Below are 19,028 nucleotides of genomic sequence, written 5' to 3' on the forward strand. Positions count from 1 at the left end.
GCGCACGCTGGCGGGAATCGGACGCCGAGCCGAGGGCCCGGAGGAGTGGCGGGGAAGGGGGCGGCGATGAGTTTCCGGACGCGGGACGGTCACCCCTGTGACAGCCGCGCCCACGACGCACCGCCGCGGCGACGCACGACCACGGAGCACAAGGACCCCCCATGAAACTCACCCTCACGCAGATGCTCACCCTCGACGGCGTCATGCAGGGCCCCGGCGGCCCCGACGAGGACACCGGCGGCGGCTTCACCCAGGGCGGCTGGGTCTGGCCCTACTTCGACAACGACTTCGGCCGGTTCATGGACGACAACTTCCGCCGCGCCGACGCCTTCCTCCTCGGCCGGCACACGTACGAGATCTTCGCCGCGTACTGGCCGAAGGTGAGCGGCGACCCCGTGTCCGACGCGCTCAACTCCCTGCCCAAGCACGTCGCCAGCACCACCCTGACCAGCACCGACTGGGAGGGCGCCCGGATCGTCGAGGGGGACGTCGCCGAGCGGGTCGCCGCGCTCAAGGAACAGCCGGGCCGCGAGCTGCAGATGCACGGCAGCGCCGGACTCGCCCGCTCCCTCTTCGGGCACGGGCTGATCGACACCCTGCACCTCATCACCGTGCCGGTCGTCCTCGGCGCCGGGAAGCGCCTCTTCGCGGAAGGCGCCCTGCCCACCGCGTTCCGGCAGGCCGACACCCGCGTCACCGGCACGGGCGTCGTCATCAGCACGTACGAACGCGAAGGCGCCCCGCAGTACGGCTCGTTCTGACCGATGGGCCGTCCGGCGTGCCGTCCGGCGGGGTGAACTCACGGAAAATTTCCGGCACTTGACGTTGACACGTCAGGCTCTACGCGCGTCATCCTAGGAGCATGCGAATCCCCCCACGTATCGCCACAGGTATCGCTCTGGCCGCCGCGCTTCTCGTCGGCGGACCCGTCGCCGCGAACGCGGCCCCCGCCCCCGTGTCCGCCCACTCGACGACCGCGTCCGTCGCCGCCGTCGGGGACATCTGCTACTCCGCGCTGCCGCCCGAGGCGCACGACACCCTCGACCTGATCGAGGCGGGCGGCCCCTACCCGTACCCGCAGGACGGCACCGTCTTCCAGAACCGTGAGGGCCTGCTGCCCTCGCAGGACTCCGGCTACTACCACGAGTACACCGTGGAGACCCCGGGCTCCGACGACCGCGGCGCCCGCCGCATCGTCACCGGCGAGGCCGACCAGGAGGACTACTACACCGCCGACCACTACGAGTCGTTCGACCTGGTCGACTACAACTGCTGAGCCCTGTAGGCGAGTTCGGCAGCGGTCACGGGCCCCGGCCCCGCGGTCACCCCGCGCGGCCGGGGCCCGCTCATGCCCGGCTCTCCGCCGCCGCGAACACCGCGACCGCCAGGACCACCAGCACGATCCCCGCGTACAGCTCGTACCCGTCGAGGAAACCGATGTGCTGGACGACGCCCCAGCCGCGCAGCCACCCGGTCAGCTCGTGCACGACCGCCGCGACGCCCTGCAGGAACAGCACCACACCCAGGAACTCGAACACCTTCTTCATGCCGCGATCCTCGCCGCGCCCGCCCGCCCCGCGCATCCGCCGCAGGTCCAGGCCCGGCCCCGCGCCCCGGTCCGAAGGTCGAGAGCCCCGCGACTTTCGGCTACGGTCCGCGCCCGCGGCGCCCGTACGGCTGCGGCGCCGCATAGTTTTGCCGACCATGAGAGGTATGCAGCAGCCGCCCCCGGCCGACCCCACGCCGGGCCCCGAGTACCGGTGGCCCAGTCTGCTGCCCGCCGCCGTCGCCGCCGAACTCGACCCCGACCGGATCAGGAACGGCCGGCCGCAGCGCACCGCCCGGGACTGGGTGGTCGACTTCGGCTGCTTCCTCGCGGCCTTCGCCCTCGGCCTGGTCGGCGCGTCCGAGGTCCGCGACAACCCGCTCCTGCCGCACACCGTCGTCGAGATCGACCAGATCGTCGGCGCCCTGGCCTGCGCCGCCGTCTGGCTGCGCCGCCGCTGGCCGGTCGGCCTGGCCCTCGCGATGGTGCCGGTCAGCGTGGTCTCCGACACCGCGGGCGGCGCGACCGCCGTCGCCGTCTTCACCCTCGCCGTGCACCGCCCGTTCCGGTACGTGGCGTGGATCGGCGGCGTCTCCCTCGCCCTCGTCCCGCTCTTCTACGCGCTGCGCCCCGACCCCGACCTGCCGTACCCGGCGACCGTCACCTTCGCGATGACCGTCTCCGTCTGCGTCATCGGCTGGGGCATGTTCGTACGCTCCCGGCGTCAGCTCCTGCTCAGCCTCCGTGAGCGCGCCGAACGCGCCGAGGCCGAGGCGGCGCTGCGCGCCAAGGCGGCGCAACGGCTCGCCCGCGAGGCCATCGCCCGCGAGATGCACGACGTACTGGCCCACCGGCTCACCCTGCTCAGCGTGCACGCGGGCGCCCTGGAGTTCCGGCCCGACGCCCCCGAGCAGGAGATCGCCCGGGCCGCCGGCGTCATCCGGGACAGCGCCCACGAGGCCCTGCAGGACCTGCGCGAGATCATCGGCGTACTGCGCGCCGACGACGCCGACGCCTCCGACGAGGGCGGCCGGCCCCAGCCCACGCTCGCCGCGCTCGACGCACTCGTCGCCGAGTCCCGCGCCGCCGGCATGAAGATCACCCTCGACAACCGGGTCGCCGACCCCGCGTCCGTTCCCGCCGGCGCCGGGCGGAACGCGTACCGCATCGCCCAGGAGGGCCTCACCAACGCCCGCAAGCACGCGCCCGGCGCCGAGGTCACCGTCCGCGTCACCGGCGCACCCGGCGACGGCCTGACCGTCGAGGTGCACAACCCCGCCCCGCCCGGCGACGTGCCGGACGTGCCCGGCTCGGGGCAGGGGCTGATCGGCCTCACCGAACGGGCCATGCTCGCGGGAGGCCGCCTCACGCACGGACCGGAGGGCGACGGCGGCTTCCACGTGACGGCCTGGCTACCGTGGGCGGCATGACCTCGAACGTGGACGCCACGCCCGCCCCGGACGCCGGGCCGACCCCTGTCCGGCTGCTGCTCGTCGACGACGACCCGCTGGTACGCGCGGGCCTCTCCCTGATGTTCGGCGGGGCCGACGGCGTCGAGATCGTCGGGGAGGCCGCCGACGGGGCCGAAGTCCCCGCGCGCGTCGCGGAGTTGAAGCCCGACGTGGTCCTCATGGACCTGCGCATGCCGAAGGTCGACGGCCTCACCGCCACCGAGGAGCTGCGCGCCCGCCCGGACGCGCCCGAGGTCGTCGTCCTCACCACGTTCCACGCCGACGAGCAGGTGCTGCGTGCGCTGCGCGCGGGCGCGGCGGGCTTCGTCCTCAAGGACACCCCGCCCGCGGAGATCGTCTCGGCGGTACGTCGCGTCGCCGCGGGCGACCCGGTCCTGTCGCCGACGGTCACCCGCCAGCTCATCGCCCGCGCGGCGGGCCCCGACCCGTACAGCGACCGCCGCGGCCGGGCCGCCGCCCGCCTCGCCGTCCTCGCCGAACGCGAACGCGAGGTCGCGGTGGCGGTCGGCCGCGGCCGCTCCAACGCGGAGATCGCGGCCCAGCTGTACATGAGCGTCGCCACGGTCAAGGCGCACGTGAGCCGCATCCTCACGAAACTGGACCTCAACAACCGTGTGCAGATCGCGCTGTTGGCCCACGACGCGGGTCTGCTGGAGGCGGAGGACGGGGCCTGAGGGCCGGGTCCTCGCCGGTGGTCAGCTCACCGACAGGAACAGCCAGAAGATCCACCCGAACGACGCCGCCCCGGCCACCGTGCCGACGACCGACGCCCACATCCGGCCGACCCCCAGGCGGGCCTGATGGATACCGGCCAGGCCGAGCGTGAGGCCCAGGCCGCCGCCGATGATCGTCCAGGGCAGGGTGACCACGAACAGCTCCGGGACCCAGAGCCCCACCGTCGAGAGCACGCCGAGCACCAGAGCGGTGGGGCCGAGGGCGACGGCGGGGGAGTCGGAGCGGGTGGGCGCGGTGGTGGCCGAGGTCTTGGCGGTCGGCGTCGGTGTCGTGGTCATGAGCGGATCCCCCTGGAGTTTTGAACGAGTTCAAATCCTGCGTCGAGCATAACCTCGTGCGGCGGCGCGCCGACGGCGGGATCCGGTCACCCGTGGCCCCCCTCAGTCCCCGCCCCCAAGCACCTCAGTCCCGCAGCCGGAACGCCAGTTCCGTCTCCCACTTGGTGAGGTCGGGCTCCTCACGCGGGTCCGTCTTGTAGCTCTCCAGGCGGCAGGCCCACACCTCGCCCTCCTCCGTACGCTCCATGTCCCACTCCAGGCCCTTCGCCGCCGCCCACTTCAGGACCGTCGTCGTGACCGCGAACAGCTCGTCGGGGTGGCCGACATGGCGGACCGTCACATAGCGGCCCGCCGGCAGCGCGCCCACGAGGAGCTCGCCCGGCGGGATCCGCACCCGCTCGCCGACCGGCACCCCCGCCATCACCTCGAACTCCCGCGTACGGTCGTCCGGGTCGAGCACCTCGTACTTGAAGAACGGGCCGTCCGCGACGGGGATGCCGCGTTCGCCGAGCCAGCCCACGATCTCCGGCAGCCGGTCCGCGAGCTGCCCGAACGTGTCCCAGGTGACCCGGCCCCTGACACCCACGAAGGGCTGCTCGGGACGTTCCTCGATCCTCGGTTGGTTCGCCATGGGCCGATCCTGCCGGTGCGCGCCCCGCCCCGCACCCCGGCTCGCAGACTGGGCCCGGCCCGGCGGCCCCTGTAGGTTCGCGAAGGCCGCACGCTGAGCAGAGGAGATCCGTACGATGACGCAGCCCGCGCCCGCCGCCGACCTGCCCGCCCTCGACCTCGCCGCGGCCCGGCGGACCCTGGACGCCCAGCCGTTCAGCCGACTGCTCGGGGCGCGGATCACGGCGTTCGGGGACGGCGGGGCGACGCTGGAGCTCGATGTCCGCGAGGAGTTGCAGCAGCAGAACGGTCATCTGCACGGCGGTGTCGTCTCGTACGCGGCGGACAACGCGATCACGTTCGCCGCGGGCACGGCCCTCGGGCCGGCGGTCCTCACCGGCGGCTTCTCGATCCAGTACGTGCGCCCCGCGCGCGGGCGCGTGCTCGTGGCGCGGGCCGAGGTCGTGCACAGCGGGCGCCGGCAGGCCGTGGTCCGCTGCGACCTCGTGACCGTCGACGAGGCGGGTGCGGAGAGGGTGTGCGCGGTGGCGCAGGGGACGGTGCTTTCGGCTGGTGCGGCGCAGGGGTGAGTCTCGTCCTTCGAGCCTGCTCTCTTCCTCCTCCCGCTCCTTCCCGGCTGCGTCCGATATGCGGCTGGCGCCGCGCGGCCCCGGCGGTGTTCGGCCGGCCCGCCGTCGTGGCTGATCGCGCAGTTCCCCGCGCCCCTGACGGGGCACGGAATCCCCGGTCAGGTGACCGCGATCTCCGCGATGCGTACCGGCCTGCGCTCGCGCCGCGAGACCTCGCAGGCCTCCGCGATGCGCAGGGCGTGCAGCGCCTCGTGGCCGTCGCACGGGTTCTCGCGCTCGCCGCGCGCCAGCTCGACGAACGCCGCCAGCTCCGCCTCGTACGCCGGGGCGAACCGCTCGAGGAAGCCCGGCCAGGGCTTCTCCGGGGCCGCGGGCCCGCCCGGCTCGGCGGACGTGAGGGGCGTGCGGTCGTCCCAGCCGACCGCCAACTGGTCCCGCTCACCGGCGAGTTCCATCCGCACGTCGTACCCCGCGCCGTTGCAGCGCGTCGCCGTCGCCGTGGCGAGCGTGCCGTCGTCGAGGGTGAGGACGACCGCCGCCGTGTCCACGTCGTCCGCCTCGCGGAACATCGCCGGGCCGGTGTCCGAGCCGACGGCGTACACCTCCCGCACCTCCCGCCCCGTCACCCAGCGCAGCGCGTCGAAGTCGTGGACCAGGCAGTCCCGGTACAGCCCGCCCGACAGCGGCAGATACGCGGCGGGCGGCGGCGCCGGGTCGGAGGTGATCGCCCGCACCGTGTGCAGCCGCCCGAGCCTGCCCTCCCGTACCGCCGCGCGCGCGGCCGCGTACCCCGCGTCGAAGCGGCGCTGGAAGCCGAGTTGGAGGACCCCGCCGGACCGCTCGACCTCCTGGAGCGCGGTCAGCGTGCCCGGCAGGTCGAGGGCGATCGGCTTCTCGCAGAACGTGGGGAGCCCGGCCCGCGCCGCCCGGCCGATGAGCGCGGCGTGCGCCGAGGTCGCCGCGGTGATCACGAGGGCGTCCACCCCGGCCGCGAACACCGCGTCGACGTCGGCCGCCGCGTCCGCGCCCGTGCGGCCCGCGAGGTCCGCCGCCCGCAGGGGATCCGCGTCGGCGACGAGCAGAGCGTCCACCGCGGGGTGCCGGGCGAGCGCCGCCGCGTGGAACGAACCGATACGACCTGTTCCGATGAGTCCGATGCGCATGCCCCCAACCTGGCACCGCCGCCCGCACCGCGTCCAGCATTTGTCAGGACATTCGCATCGCCGGGGTCGTGTGCCGCCCGCCCGCCTACACTCGAACACCCCATGCAGCCAAGGGAGTTGACGTATGACGGAGACGTCCGAGAGCGGCCGCGGCCCGGTGACCGATGCCAAGGCGACCGACGCGAAGGTGACCGACACCGAGGTGATCGACGCCAAGGTGATCGACACCAGCAAGCCGCACCCGGCCCGCGTGTACGACTGGTATCTCGGCGGCAAGGACAACTACCCGGTGGACGAGGAGCTCGGCCGCCAGATCGCCCTGCTCGAACCGACGGCCAAGTACGCGGCGCAGCACAACCGCTGGTTCATGCACCGGGCGACGCGGTACCTCGCGGGCGCGGCCGGCCTCCGGCAGTTCCTCGACATCGGCTCCGGCATCCCCACGGAGCCCAACCTGCACCGGGTCGCCCAGACCGTCGCCCCCGAGTCCCGCGTGGTGTACGGCGACAACGACCCGATCGTCCTCGCCCACGCGGCGGCCCTGCTGCGCGGCACCGACGAGGGGGCGACGGACTACCTCCAGGTCGATGTCCGCGAACCGCAGCGGATACTCGAACTGGCCGCGAAGACCCTGGACTTCGACCGCCCGGTCGCCGTCTCCCTGAACGCGGTCCTGCACTTCGTGCCCGACGAGGAGGGCGCCCGCGAGACCGTCCGGCTGCTGATGGCCGCCGCGGCCCCGGGCAGCCACCTCACCCTGACCAACGTGTCCTCCGACTACGACCCGGAGCGCACGAAGGAGGCCGTCGCCCTCTACAAGGCGGGCGGCGTGACCCTCGTACCCCGCTCCCGCGAGGAGTTCACCAGCCTCTTCGACGGCCTCGACCTGGTCGATCCGGGCGTCGTCTGGGTCCCGGACTGGCGGCCCGAGCTCGCCCAGGACGAGGTCAGGGACGGCTCGCCCGTGCCCATGTACGCGGGGGTGGCACGCAAGCCCTGAGACGGCCGATTGTGCGGTGACGGCTCACAACTCGCCCGCCCGGTCGCGTACGTGACCCGCGACCGGGCCGAGCACCTCGCCCTCCATGACCGAGCCCTCCTCCGCCTCGTCCCCGAAACTGTTCACGGAGACCAGCACGCCCCGGCCCGTCCGCGCGTCGAAGTCCGCCAGCCAGGGCCCGCCGCTCGACCCGCCCTCCATCGGGCACGGCACGCGCTGCTGCCCGCCCGACGCCGCCGACGTCGTACCCGAGCAGTACATGAGCCGCTCACCGCGCTCCTCCCGGCTGTCCGGATAGCCGAAAACCGTCACCTTCCCGCCCGGTTTCCGGCCCACCGCGAGCCGCTGCCCGCCGACCGTGTCCGTCAGCGCCCCTCCCGGCCGCGCGTCCACCACCACGGCCGCCACATCCGTCGTCGCGTCCCGCTCCCAACTGCGCGGCATCACGAGCGCCCGCACCACGAACACCCCGTAGGGGAGCCGGTTTTCGGCATAGCCCGGCACGAACACCATGTTGGTGTGGTGGTTTCCGGGCGACGCGGGCAGCTGCACACAGTGCCCGGCCGTCATCGCCGTCGACCTGTTCCGCGCTTGCACCGCCGTGGCCGTGCAGTACGAGTCCCGCCCCTGCTCGTCCGTGAAGAACAGCCGCCCCACCGTCCGCATCTCCGGCCGCCCGGCCCCGCCCCACGGCCGCACGGAAGCGGAGTCCCGCCCGAGGGTGCGCGCGCCGACGTCCCGCATGCGGTCCGGCGCCCAGTACGCGAGGGTCGCGCGCCGCTCGGCCGCCGTGAACGTGACCTCGCTCAGCGCGGCCCTGTCGTACGACGCACCGTCCCGCGGGCCCGCCGGCATGTTCCCCGCGAGCACGGCCGCGACCGCGGCCACCGCGAGCGCGGGCGGCACCAGACGACGCATGCCGTACCTCCTCGGCCTCTGCGCGTGTCCCTCGCCCCCTCGAACGACGCTAGGCCCGGGCGGGGCGATCCGCCCGCCGGAGCGCCCGCCGAGCACCTGCCGGAGTGCCCGCAGGAGCTGCCTCCCGTGCGGTCCTCCCATGTCCGGACAATCGAACTTCAGGACTTCCCGTCAACATGAGCCACGACTACGCTCGGCCCGTGCCCAAGCCCCCCGCCGATCAGGCCGAGTCGCTCCAGCTCAGCGTGGACCGCAGCAGCCCCGTCCCGCTGTACTTCCAGCTGTCCCAGCAGCTGGAGGCGGCCATCGAGCAGGGCAGGCTCGCCCCGGGCAGCCTCCTCGGCAACGAGATCGACCTCGCCAAGGGCCTCGGACTGTCCCGGCCCACCGTCCGGCAGGCCATCCAGTCCCTCGTCGACAAGGGCCTCCTCGTCCGCCGCAGAGGCGTCGGCACGCAGGTCGTGCACAGCCAGGTCAAGCGCCCCCTGGAGCTCAGCAGCCTGTACGACGACCTGGAGGCGGCCGGCCAGCGCCCCGCCACCCGCGTCGTGCGCAACGCCGTCGAGCCCGCGTCCGCCGAGGTCGCCGCCGCCCTCGGCCTCGCGGAGGGCGCCGACGTGCACCGCGTCGAACGGCTCCGGCTCGCCCACGACGAGCCCATGGCGTACCTCACGAACCACCTGCCCGTCGGCCTCTTCGCCCCGGAGACCGCCCGCCTCGAAACCACCGGGCTCTACCGCCTGATGCGCGGCGCCGGCATCACCCTGCACAGCGCCCGGCAGACCGTCGGCGCCCGCGCGGCCACCGAGTCGGAGGGACAGCTGCTCGCCGAGCCCGCCGGGGCGCCGCTGCTCACGATGGCCCGCACGACCTTCGACGACACCGGCCGCCCGGTCGAGTTCGGCACGCACATCTACCGCGCCTCCCGCTACTCCTTCGAGTTCCAGCTCCTCGTACGGCCCTGAAGCGGCCATCGCGAGCCGCCGTGAGGTCCGTATGTTCTGACAAAGTCATTGACGGCCCCGCGCGCCCCCGCTAGAACACCTCAAGCCGCACCCGGGCGGCCCGGAGGAGGGGTGGGTCCATCCATGCGCACTGCCCGAACAGCCCGCAGAGTCACCGGAGTTGCCGCCTGCGCGGCGGTGCTCGCCCTCCTCGCCGGGTGCAGCGGCTCCGGCGGCAAGGGCGCCGAGGAGGAGACCGACGCGGCCGCGCCCGGCGGCAAGGCCTCGGGGCCGCGCCTGAAGATCGGCATGGTGACGCACTCCGGCGAGGGCGACACGTTCTGGGACATCGTCCAGAAGGGCGCGAAACAGGCCGCCGCGAAGGACAACGTCGAGTTCCTCTACGCCAACAACAAGGAGGCGAAGGAACAGGCCGAGCTGGTCCAGTCGTACATCGACAAGAAGGTCGACGGCCTGATCGTCACGCTCGCCAAGCCCGAGGCCATGAAGGCCGTGCTCGCCAAGGCCGGCAAGGCGGGCATCCCGGTCGTGACGATCAACTCGGGGGCACAGTTCTCGCAGGAGTTCGGGGCGCTCACGCACATCGGCCAGGACGAGGCCGTGGCGGGCGAGGCGGTCGGCGAGGAGCTGAACGAACGCGGCCGGAAGAAGGCCCTGTGCGTCATCCACGAGCAGGGCAACGTCTCCCTGGAGGAGCGCTGCGCGGGCGTGAAGAAGACGTTCGACGGCACGGTGGAGAACCTCAACGTCAACGGCACGAACATGCCCGAGTCGCAGTCGACGATCCAGGCCAAGCTGAACTCGGGCGCCGACTTCGACACCGTCGTCACGCTCGGCGCGCCCTTCGCGGAGGCCGCGGCGCAGGCCAAGCGGGACTCGGGCAGCGACGCGGAGATCGACACGTTCGACCTCAACGCCGAGGTGGTGAAGCAGCTCAAGGCCGACGAGATCGGCTTCGCCGTCGACCAGCAGCCGTACCTCCAGGGCTACCTGGCCGTCGACGGCCTCTGGCTCCACCGCGTCAACGGCAACGTCACCGGCGGCGGGAAGCCCGTCCTCACCGGACCCGCGATCGTGACGAAGAAGGACGTGCCGAAGCTGGAGAGACTCACCGCGAACGGCACCCGGTGACGGAGGCCGAACGGCACCCGGTGACCGACGCCGAACAGCACCCGGCGACCGAGCGGGAACGGCACCCGGCGACCCCGCTGCCCGCACCCGTGATCGCCGTGACCGATACTGGGGCGTTCGGGGCGAGCCGCCGGCCCGCCCCGCGGCACCACGCAGCAGTACAGCGAGAAGGGCACGACTTCGTGGCAAGAGTTCGCACCTGGGCAGGCATCGCGCTCGCGGCGGTGCTCGGCATCGCGCTGACCGGTTGCAGCAGCACCGGCGGCAAGCGCGCCGAGGACGCCCGGAAGGCCCAGGCGCAGGGCCGGGCCGCGGTCGACACCCCGCGCTGGACGATCGGCATGGTCACCCACTCGGGCGACGGCGACACCTTCTGGGACATCGTCCGCGGCGGCGCCGAACAGGCCGCCGTCAAGGACAACATCAACTTCCTGTACGCCAACCACGACGAGGGCAAGGAACAGGCCCAGCTGGTCGACTCGTACATCGACAAGAAGGTCGACGGCCTGATCGTCACCCTCGCCAAGCCCGACGCGATGAAGGCGTCCCTGGACCGCGCCCGCAAGGCCGGCATCCCGGTGATCACCGTCAACTCCGGCTCCGCCGAGTCCAAGAAGTTCGGCGCCCTCGCACACATCGGCCAGGACGAGGTGATCGCCGGCGAGGCGGTCGGCGAGGAGCTCAACAAGCGCGGGAAGAAGAAGGCCCTGTGCGTCCTGCACGAGCAGGGCAACGTCGGCCACGAGCAGCGCTGCGCGGGCGCCAGGAAGACGTTCGACGGCAGGATGCAGAACCTGTACGTCGACGGCACCAACATGCCCGACGTCCAGTCCGGCATCAGCGCCAAGCTGCAGGCCGACTCCGGCATCGACGCGGTGGTCACGCTCGGCGCGCCCTTCGCCGACACCGCGGTCAAGGCCAAGGAGGACGTGGGCAGCAAGGCGGAGATCGACACCTTCGACCTGAACGCGAAGGTCGCCGCGGGCCTCAAGTCCCGCACCCTCGGCTTCGCCGTCGACCAGCAGCCGTACCTCCAGGGGTACGAGGCGGTCGACCTGCTGTGGCTGTACAAGTACAACGCCGACGTCCTCGGCGGCGGCCGGCCCGTCCTGACCGGGCCGGAGATCGTCACCGAGAAGGACGCCGGCAAGCTGGAGGAGCTCGCGAAGCGGGGGACCCGATGAGTGCGACCGCCCCGGCCCCGACGCCGGACAAGCTGGACAAGGACGTCGACGAGCGTCTGCTGAAGACCTCGCTGCTGCGCAAGCTGCTCGGCCGGCCCGAACTGGGCGCGGTGGTCGGCGCGATCGCCGTGTTCGTGTTCTTCGCGTTCGCCGCGGACAGCTTCCTGCGCGCGTCCAGCCTGTCGACGGTCCTGTACGCCTCGTCGACCATCGGGATCATGGCGGTGCCGGTGGCGCTGCTGATGATCGGCGGCGAGTTCGACCTGTCGGCGGGCGTCCTGGTGACCAGCTCCGCGCTGATCTCGTCGATGTTCAGCTACCAGATGACGGCCAACGTGTGGGTCGGCGTGGGCGTCTCGCTGCTCACCACGCTCGCCATCGGCGTCTTCAACGGCTACATGCTGACCCGTACGAAACTGCCGAGCTTCATCATCACGCTCGGCACGTTCCTGATGCTCACCGGGCTCAACCTGGGCTTCACCAAGCTGATCAGCGGCACCGTCTCCACCAAGACGATCGCCGACATGGAGGGCTTCGAGTCCGCGAAGGCGCTGTTCGCCTCGCAGTTCACCATCGGCGGGGTCGCGTTCAAGGTGACGATCCTGTGGTGGATCGCGCTCGTCGCCGTCGCCACCTGGATCCTGCTCCGCACCCGCGCGGGCAACTGGATCTTCGCGGTCGGCGGCAACATGGACGCGGCCCGCGCGGTCGGCGTCCCCGTCATCAAGACCAAAATCGGGCTCTATATGGGAGTCGCTTTCGCCGCCTGGGTGTCGGGCCAGCACCTGCTGTTCTCGTTCGACGCGGTGCAGTCCGGCGAGGGCGTCGGCAACGAGCTCATCTACATCGTCGCGGCCGTCATCGGCGGCTCCCTGATCACCGGCGGATACGGCTCCGCGATCGGCTCGGCGTTCGGCGCGTTCATCTTCGGCATGACCGGCAAGGGCATCGTGTACGCGGAGTGGAACGCCGACTGGTACAAGTTCTTCCTCGGAGCGATGCTCCTCCTGGCGACCCTCCTGAACCACTGGGTCCGCAAGCGCGCGGAGGCCACGAAATGACCACTCTGGAGAAGGCGGCCGGCGACGAGGCGGACGCCCCGCTCGTCGAGCTCGACTCGGTCAGCAAGTACTACGGCAACATCCGCGCCCTCGAAGGCGTCTCCCTGACGGTGCACGCCGGCGAGGTGTCCTGCGTGCTCGGCGACAACGGCGCCGGCAAGTCCACCCTCATCAAGATCATCGCGGGCCTGCACCAGCACGACGCGGGCACCTTCCGCATCGAGGGCGAGGAGACCCGCCTCACCAACCCGCGCGACGCCCTGGACCGCGGCATCGCCACCGTCTACCAGGACCTGGCCGTCGTCCCGCTGATGCCGGTCTGGCGGAACTTCTTCCTCGGCTCCGAACCGACCAAGGGAAGCGGCCCCTTCAAGCGCCTCGACGTCGACCTGATGCGCCGCACCACGCACGCGGAGCTGCTCCGCATGGGCATCGACCTGCGCGACGTCGACCAGCCCATCGGCACCCTCTCCGGCGGCGAGCGCCAGTGCGTGGCCATCGCCCGCGCGGTGTACTTCGGCGCCAAGGTCCTCGTACTCGACGAACCGACCGCGGCGCTCGGCGTGAAGCAGTCCGGCGTAGTCCTGAAGTATGTGGCGGCCGCGCGTGACGCAGGCCTCGGCGTGGTCCTCATCACGCACAACCCGCACCACGCGTACCTGGTCGGCGACCGCTTCGTGCTCCTCAAGCGCGGCACCATGGCGGGCAGTCACCTGCGCTCCCAGATCGGCCTGGACGAGCTGACCCGGCAGATGGCGGGCGGCTCGGAGCTGGAGGAACTGAGCCACGAACTGGAGCGGGCCCAGGGCGAGTGACCGGCCCCGCGGCGCGTCCCGCGCGGTCGCACCTCACCGAGTCTTGACATCCGGCCCCCGTAGAATCGCCCCGATGAGCACCTACCGCGACTTCGCACACCGCGGCTCCGCGCGCGCCACCGTCCTGCGGACCGTCGGCACCCGCGAGCGCCGCTCCCACCTCTCCGCCCCCCGCGTGCCGACCGTCGGCATCGACATCGGCGGTACGAAGGTGATGGCCGGCGTGGTCGACGCGGACGGCCAGATCCTGGAGAAGGTCAGGACCGAGACGCCGGACAAGTCGAAGAGCCCGAAGGTCGTCGAGGACACCATCTGCGAGCTGGTGCTCGACCTGTCCGACCGGCACGACGTCCACGCGGTCGGCATCGGCGCCGCCGGCTGGGTCGACGCGGACCGCAACCGCGTCCTGTTCGCCCCGCACCTCTCCTGGCGCAACGAACCCCTGCGCGACTCCCTGCAGTCCCGCCTCGCCGTCCCGGTGATGGTCGACAACGACGCCAACACCGCGGCCTGGGCCGAGTGGCGCTTCGGCGCGGGCGCGGGCGAGGACCACCTCGTCATGATCACCCTCGGCACCGGCATCGGCGGCGCCATCCTGGAGGACGGCCGGGTCAAGCGCGGCAAGTTCGGCGTCGCCGGCGAGTTCGGGCACATGCAGGTCGTGCCCGGCGGCCACCGCTGCCCGTGCGGCAACCGCGGCTGCTGGGAGCAGTACAGCTCGGGCAACGCCCTGGTCCGCGAGGCCCGCGAACTTGCCGCCGCCGACTCCCCGGTGGCGTACAACATCATCGAGCGCGTCAAGGGCCAGATCCCCGACATCACCGGCCCGCTCATCACCGAGCTGGCGCGCGAGGGCGACGCGATGTGCGTCGAGCTGCTGCAGGACATCGGGCAGTGGCTCGGCGTCGGCATCGCCAACCTCGCCGCCGCCCTCGACCCCTCCTGCTTCGTCATCGGCGGCGGCGTCAGCGCCGCCGACGACCTCCTCATCGGGCCCGCCCGGGACGCCTTCCGCCGCCACCTCACCGGCCGCGGCTACCGCCCGGAGGCCCGCATCGCCAAGGCCCAGCTGGGGCCCGAGGCCGGCATGGTGGGCGCGGCCGACCTGGCGCGCCTCGTCGCCCGCCGCTTCCGCCGCGCCAACCGGCGCAGACTCGAGCGCTACGAACGGTACGAGCGCTACGCGCAGGCGATCCGCACCACCACTCGCCACACCCAGGGAAACAAGTAGATGACCCCGTCCGTGCCCCGTCAGCCCACGCCGCCGGAGGGGTCGAAGCCGCCCGAGGACCGCAAGCACATGATCCGCCGCCGCTGGCTGACGGCGATCATCATCGTGCTCCTCATCGGCATCCCCGCCGGCTACCTGGCGGTCTCCGCGGGCCAGAGCCGCGACAGCGGCCGCGACAAGGAGGAGAAGTACTCGGCGACGGGCCTGACCTCGGCCTGGCCCTCGCGCGTGCAGCGCCGCATCTACGAGGTGCCGATCCCGAGCTACTCCCGCCGCGTCGCGTACTACGAGACCAACAACTGGCGCACCAGCCGGCTGTACGTCCAGTTCCTCACCAGCAACGAGGGCCTGAAGAAGTTCCTCAAGAGCATGGACAAGGACGTCTCGGACCTGAAGAAGGACGAGATGCCGCTCAGCAAGCGCGACCGCTCCGTCGTCGGCTGGACCTTCACCAACCCCGGCCCGTACTACGGCCTGGAGCACGAGCAGGACGACCCGCGCCCCAGCCACGACGTGTACGTGGACCGCAGCAACTCCCACCACCCGATGGTCTACGTCGTCGCGACGGCCAACCCGTAGCCGTCCGCGCACGGCCGCCTCACGGCCGATTGTCAGTGCCCCTCCGTAGAGTCGTAGACGTCCGATCGACGGCTGTCCGGAGGGGGTGAGCTGCGCCATGACCGAAACAAGGGAACGAACCGAAGCCTCGGCACGACACGAGCGGGCGGGGGCCGATCCGCGGCTGCGGCTCGCCGCGGTCTTCCTGCCCGCCGCCCTGCCCCGCGAGGGCCGCATCGCCCTCTGGCACCCCGACGGCGCCCCCCTGCCCGAGGCACCGGGCACTGCCGCCGAGCTCACGGTCGTCCGCAGCAGGGGCGCCGTCGTCCGCAGGGCCACCGCGCCCGCCCTCACCCTCGGCGTCGGCGAGGCCCTGCCGCTGCTGCTCGCCGCCCACCGCCACCCGGCCGCCCACCCCGCCACGGCCTGCTGGGGCGCCGCCGCCCACCTCGCCCTGCGCCTGGTCGCCCGCGGCCGCCTGCTGCCCGGCCTCACCCCGGACGACCTGGACGCCTGGCGCGCGGGCCCGCTGGAGAGCGCCGACGTCGAGCAGCTGCGCTCCCTCGCCGCCGCGCTGCCGTACGAGGGCCACGCCGTCCCGTTGGAAGACGCCGTTCCGCTGCAGCTCCCGCAGCCGGAGGCCCTGATGCGGGCCTTCCTCGACGCGGTCGCGGACACCCTGCCCCGCACCCCGGCCGCGCCGCACTCGGTGGGCGCCCCGTTCGCGGCGCGCGCCCCGCAGCGCCTGCCGCACGCGCGCGAGTGGGCCGCCGAGGCCGCCGCCGGCATGGACGCGGGCGTGCGCATCTCCCTCCGCCTCGACCTCTCGGGCCGCGACCTGTTCGACCGCAGCGACGAGGACCGCACGGCGGGCGCGGCGGTGGTCCAGGTGCACAGCCTCGCCGACCCCACCCTCGTCATCGACGCGGTCGCGCTGTGGGACGGCGAGGGCGAGGAGACCTTCGGCCCGCGCGCCCGCGTGGACGCCGCCCTCGCCCTGCGCCGCGCGGCCCGCGTCTGGCCGCCCCTGGAGCGCCTCACCGAACAGGACACCCCGGGCGTACTCCCGCTCTCCGAGACCGAGTTGTACGACCTGCTCGGCACGGCCGCCGCCCGCCTCGGCGCGGCCGGGGTCGCGGTGCACTGGCCGCGGGACCTCGCCCAGGACCTGTCGGCCGCCGCGATGGTGCGCTCCGCCCCCGGCTCGGCGACGGACGGCACCGGCTTCTTCGAAGCCGAGCATCTCCTGGAGTTCCGCTGGCAGTTGGCGCTCGGCGGGGACCCGCTCACCGACGCCGAGATGGACCAGCTCGCCGAGGCGCACCGGCCCGTGGTGCGGCTGCGCGACCAGTGGGTGCTCGTCGACCCGGAGCTGGTCCGCAAGGCCCGCAAACGCGAACTCGGCCTGCTCGACCCGGTCGACGCCCTGTCGGTCGCCCTCACCGGCACGGCCGACGTCGACGGCGAGGAGGTCGAGGCCGTCCCGGTCGGCGCGCTCGCCGAGCTGCGGGACCGCCTCACCGCGGGCCTCGCCCCCGCCGAGCCGCCGCCCGGCCTGGCCGCCACCCTGCGGGACTACCAACTGCGCGGGCTGGCCTGGCTCGACCTCATGACCTCGCTCGGCCTCGGCGGCTGCCTCGCGGACGACATGGGCCTCGGCAAGACCGTCACGCTCATCGCCCTGCACCTGCGCCGCGCGCGCCGCGAACCCACCCTGGTCGTCTGCCCCGCCTCCCTCCTCGGCAACTGGCAGCGCGAGATCACCCGCTTCGCGCCGGGCGTCCCGGTCCGCCGCTTCCACGGCACGAGCCGCTCGCTCGACGACCTGGACGGCGGCTTCGTCCTCACCACGTACGCCACGATGCGCACGGCAGCGCCGCGTCTCGCCGAGCAGCCCTGGGGCATGGTCGTCGCCGACGAGGCGCAGCACGTCAAGAACCCCCACTCGGCGACGGCCAAGGCGCTGCGCACCCTCCCGGCCCCGGCCCGCATCGCCCTGACCGGCACCCCGGTGGAGAACAACCTGTCCGAGCTGTGGGCCCTCCTCGACTGGACGACGCCGGGGCTGCTCGGCCCCCTCAAGGCGTTCCGGTCGCGGCACGCGCGCGCGGTGGAGGGCGGCGAGCAGGACGAGGCCGTGGAGCGCCTGGCCCGGCTGATCCGCCCGTTCCTGCTGCGCCGCAAGAAGTCCGACCCGGGCATCGTGCCCGAGCTGCCGCCCAAGACGGAGACCGACCACCCGGTGCCGCTCTCCCGCGAGCAGGCCTCGCTGTACGAGGCGGTGGTCCGCGAGTCGATGGCGGCGATCGAGGCCGCGCAGGGCATCGCGCGGCGCGGCCTCGTCCTGAAGCTCCTCGGCGCGCTCAAGCAGATCTGCAACCACCCCGCGCAGTACCTGAAGGAGGCCGCCGAGCACGCGGGGGCGGTGCGCCTGGAGGGCCGCTCCGGCAAACTCGACCTGCTCGACGAGCTGTTGGACACGATCCTCGCGGAGGACGGCTCGACGCTGATCTTCACGCAGTACGTCGGCATGGCCGAGCTGATCGCCGAGCACCTCGCGGGCCGCGCGATCCCCGCCGAACTGCTGCACGGCGGTACGCCGGTGGCCGAGCGGGAGCGGATGGTCGACCGCTTCCAGTCGGGGGCGACGCCGGTGCTCGTCCTCTCCCTGAAGGCGGCGGGCACGGGCCTCAACCTCACCCGCGCGGGGCACGTCGTGCACTTCGACCGCTGGTGGAACCCGGCGGTGGAGGAGCAGGCCACCGACCGTGCGTACCGCATCGGGCAGACCCAGCCGGTGCAGGTCCACCGGCTCATCACGGAGGGCACGGTGGAGGACCGGATCGCCGAGATGCTCGCCTCGAAGCGGGCCCTCGCGGACGCGGTGCTCGGCTCGGGCGAGTCGGCCCTCACGGAACTGACGGATCGTGAACTGACGGATCTGATCTCCCTGCGGAGGCCGGCATGAACGCGCGACCGGACGGTGCGGAGACCCCGGCCCAGGCGGCCCGCCGCGCCCTGCGCGAGGCCCGCCGGACAGAGGCGGCGGAGCGGGCGGAGCAGGCGGAACGGGCGGAGCCGTCGAGGGAGGCGTCGGCCTCCCTTGCCTCGGCGACCGAACTTCCCGCGCCCGCCGAGCTCACCGAACCCGCCGCGGCCCCCGAGTCCGCTGAACCGGCCGAACCCACCGCACTCACCGAGCTCACCGAACCCGCCGCCCCGCGCCCCGGTGACGTGGCGCGCGAAGCCCTGCGCGCCGCCCGGCGAGGGCAGGCGGTGCGACGAGAGCCCGTCGCGGACGACGACGAGGACGAGGGCGAGGACGGCAAACGCGCACCGGACCCTCTCCGTACCGCGGCCTCCCGTACCACCCCGGGTTCCGGTGCTACGGGTCAATCCGCCGAAACCGTCAGCGAGTTGAAGCGGATGGCGCGCGAGGGCCGCCGTTCGACGCGCGAGCCGGGCGAGGGCGCGGCGCACACGGCAGCGGGCTCGCCCCAGGACCGGCCGGGGCAGGACGAACCCGACCGGCAAGCCGACACCACCGCCCCACCCCGCCCCACCACCCCGCCTCGCACCAACTCTCCTTCCCGGGCGGCGCGTTCCGCGCTCGCGCAGGCCGGTGCCGAGCGGCGGCGGGCGGCGCGGGACGAGCCGAAGCCGGTGCGGACGAGCAGGCGTCGCCGCCGCCTGAGCGAGGACCCGCGGCAGGGCCCGCCCCAACCGACACCTACCGCCCCGACCGCCACCGCCTCCCCCCCCGCCACCTCCC

At 73.1% G+C, this 19,028-nt stretch carries 19 protein-coding genes and 1 pseudogene; 15 read left to right on the forward strand and 5 right to left on the reverse strand.

What is annotated here, in order from left to right; translation table 11 throughout:
- Positions 1-161: 161 nt before the first annotated feature.
- Positions 162-761 (forward strand): dihydrofolate reductase family protein, encoded by a 600-nt coding sequence (locus ACIDOF_RS25575; protein ID WP_409008430.1) that lies wholly within the window; start codon positions 162-164, stop codon positions 759-761.
- A gap of 101 nt (positions 762-862) precedes the next feature.
- Positions 863-1,276, forward strand: coding sequence for a ribonuclease domain-containing protein (locus ACIDOF_RS25580; protein ID WP_409008431.1), 414 nt, complete (start codon positions 863-865; stop codon positions 1,274-1,276).
- Positions 1,277-1,346: 70 nt separating this feature from the next.
- Here ACIDOF_RS25580 and ACIDOF_RS25585 read toward each other — a convergent pair whose 3' ends face one another.
- Entirely contained in the window at positions 1,347-1,547 is a 201-nt protein-coding gene (locus ACIDOF_RS25585; protein WP_409008432.1) for a hypothetical protein, read from the reverse strand.
- Positions 1,548-1,713: 166 nt separating this feature from the next.
- Between ACIDOF_RS25585 and ACIDOF_RS25590 the strand changes: the two genes are divergently transcribed.
- Entirely contained in the window at positions 1,714-2,976 is a 1,263-nt protein-coding gene (locus ACIDOF_RS25590) for a sensor histidine kinase (protein ID WP_409008433.1), read from the forward strand.
- Positions 2,973-3,692, forward strand: a complete 720-nt coding sequence (locus ACIDOF_RS25595) for a response regulator (RefSeq protein WP_409008434.1) — start codon at positions 2,973-2,975, stop codon at positions 3,690-3,692. The genes ACIDOF_RS25590 and ACIDOF_RS25595 overlap by 4 nt, the downstream gene beginning before the upstream one ends.
- Before the next feature lie 21 nt (positions 3,693-3,713).
- On the opposite strand, the gene ACIDOF_RS25600 is transcribed toward ACIDOF_RS25595, so the two are convergent.
- Together ACIDOF_RS25600 and ACIDOF_RS25605 are read right to left on the reverse strand one after the other, a co-directional pair.
- Positions 3,714-4,031 (reverse strand): hypothetical protein, encoded by a 318-nt coding sequence (locus tag ACIDOF_RS25600; protein WP_409008435.1) that lies wholly within the window; start codon positions 4,029-4,031, stop codon positions 3,714-3,716.
- A 124-nt stretch (positions 4,032-4,155) separates the two neighbouring features.
- Positions 4,156-4,662 (reverse strand): GyrI-like domain-containing protein, encoded by a 507-nt coding sequence (locus ACIDOF_RS25605; RefSeq protein WP_409008436.1) that lies wholly within the window; start codon positions 4,660-4,662, stop codon positions 4,156-4,158.
- A 115-nt stretch (positions 4,663-4,777) separates the two neighbouring features.
- Here ACIDOF_RS25605 and ACIDOF_RS25610 point away from each other — a divergent pair, with 115 nt between their 5' ends.
- A complete protein-coding gene (locus ACIDOF_RS25610) occupies positions 4,778-5,230 on the forward strand; it encodes a PaaI family thioesterase (RefSeq protein ID WP_409008437.1) in 453 nt (150 codons plus the stop codon).
- A 158-nt stretch (positions 5,231-5,388) separates the two neighbouring features.
- On the opposite strand, the gene ACIDOF_RS25615 is transcribed toward ACIDOF_RS25610, so the two are convergent.
- Positions 5,389-6,393: a Gfo/Idh/MocA family oxidoreductase gene (locus tag ACIDOF_RS25615; protein ID WP_409008438.1), complete on the reverse strand. Its 1,005-nt coding sequence runs from the start codon at positions 6,391-6,393 to the stop codon at positions 5,389-5,391.
- A 187-nt stretch (positions 6,394-6,580) separates the two neighbouring features.
- Here ACIDOF_RS25615 and ACIDOF_RS25620 point away from each other — a divergent pair, with 187 nt between their 5' ends.
- Positions 6,581-7,393 carry an SAM-dependent methyltransferase gene (locus ACIDOF_RS25620; protein WP_409008479.1) on the forward strand — a complete coding sequence of 271 codons (813 nt, stop codon included), beginning with the start codon at positions 6,581-6,583 and terminating at the stop codon, positions 7,391-7,393.
- A gap of 24 nt (positions 7,394-7,417) precedes the next feature.
- On the opposite strand, the gene ACIDOF_RS25625 is transcribed toward ACIDOF_RS25620, so the two are convergent.
- On the reverse strand, positions 7,418-8,311 hold the full coding sequence (locus ACIDOF_RS25625; protein WP_409008439.1) for a trypsin-like serine peptidase: 894 nt from the start codon (positions 8,309-8,311) through the stop codon (positions 7,418-7,420).
- Positions 8,312-8,556: 245 nt separating this feature from the next.
- Between ACIDOF_RS25625 and ACIDOF_RS25630 the strand changes: the two genes are divergently transcribed.
- The 9 genes and pseudogenes from ACIDOF_RS25630 to ACIDOF_RS25670 all read left to right on the forward strand — a co-directional run.
- Positions 8,557-9,276 (forward strand): GntR family transcriptional regulator, encoded by a 720-nt coding sequence (locus ACIDOF_RS25630; protein ID WP_409008480.1) that lies wholly within the window; start codon positions 8,557-8,559, stop codon positions 9,274-9,276.
- A gap of 123 nt (positions 9,277-9,399) precedes the next feature.
- Complete coding sequence (locus tag ACIDOF_RS25635; protein ID WP_409008440.1) at positions 9,400-10,407, forward strand: sugar ABC transporter substrate-binding protein; 1,008 nt, start codon at positions 9,400-9,402, stop codon at positions 10,405-10,407.
- 182 nt (positions 10,408-10,589) lie between these two features.
- Positions 10,590-11,591, forward strand: coding sequence for a sugar ABC transporter substrate-binding protein (locus tag ACIDOF_RS25640; RefSeq protein WP_409008481.1), 1,002 nt, complete (start codon positions 10,590-10,592; stop codon positions 11,589-11,591).
- Positions 11,588-12,652 carry an ABC transporter permease gene (locus ACIDOF_RS25645; protein WP_409008441.1) on the forward strand — a complete coding sequence of 355 codons (1,065 nt, stop codon included), beginning with the start codon at positions 11,588-11,590 and terminating at the stop codon, positions 12,650-12,652. The genes ACIDOF_RS25640 and ACIDOF_RS25645 overlap by 4 nt, the downstream gene beginning before the upstream one ends.
- Positions 12,649-13,467 carry an ATP-binding cassette domain-containing protein gene (locus ACIDOF_RS25650; RefSeq protein WP_409008442.1) on the forward strand — a complete coding sequence of 273 codons (819 nt, stop codon included), beginning with the start codon at positions 12,649-12,651 and terminating at the stop codon, positions 13,465-13,467. Before ACIDOF_RS25645 ends, ACIDOF_RS25650 begins: the two co-directional genes overlap by 4 nt.
- A gap of 73 nt (positions 13,468-13,540) precedes the next feature.
- A complete protein-coding gene (locus ACIDOF_RS25655) occupies positions 13,541-14,698 on the forward strand; it encodes an ROK family glucokinase (RefSeq protein ID WP_409008443.1) in 1,158 nt (385 codons plus the stop codon).
- A complete protein-coding gene (locus ACIDOF_RS25660) occupies positions 14,699-15,277 on the forward strand; it encodes a sugar kinase (RefSeq protein WP_409008444.1) in 579 nt (192 codons plus the stop codon).
- A 97-nt stretch (positions 15,278-15,374) separates the two neighbouring features.
- The gene (locus ACIDOF_RS25665; protein WP_409008445.1) at positions 15,375-18,224 is read left to right on the forward strand and encodes an SNF2-related protein; all 2,850 of its coding nucleotides are present in this window, start codon (positions 15,375-15,377) and stop codon (positions 18,222-18,224) included.
- A pseudogene (locus ACIDOF_RS25670) lies at positions 18,221-19,028 on the forward strand (hypothetical protein); the annotation flags it as partial. The gene ACIDOF_RS25665 and the pseudogene ACIDOF_RS25670, both read left to right, overlap by 4 nt.

Source organism: Streptomyces sp. Da 82-17, assembly GCF_046098215.1.
Classification (GTDB): Bacteria; Actinomycetota; Actinomycetes; order Streptomycetales; family Streptomycetaceae; genus Streptomyces.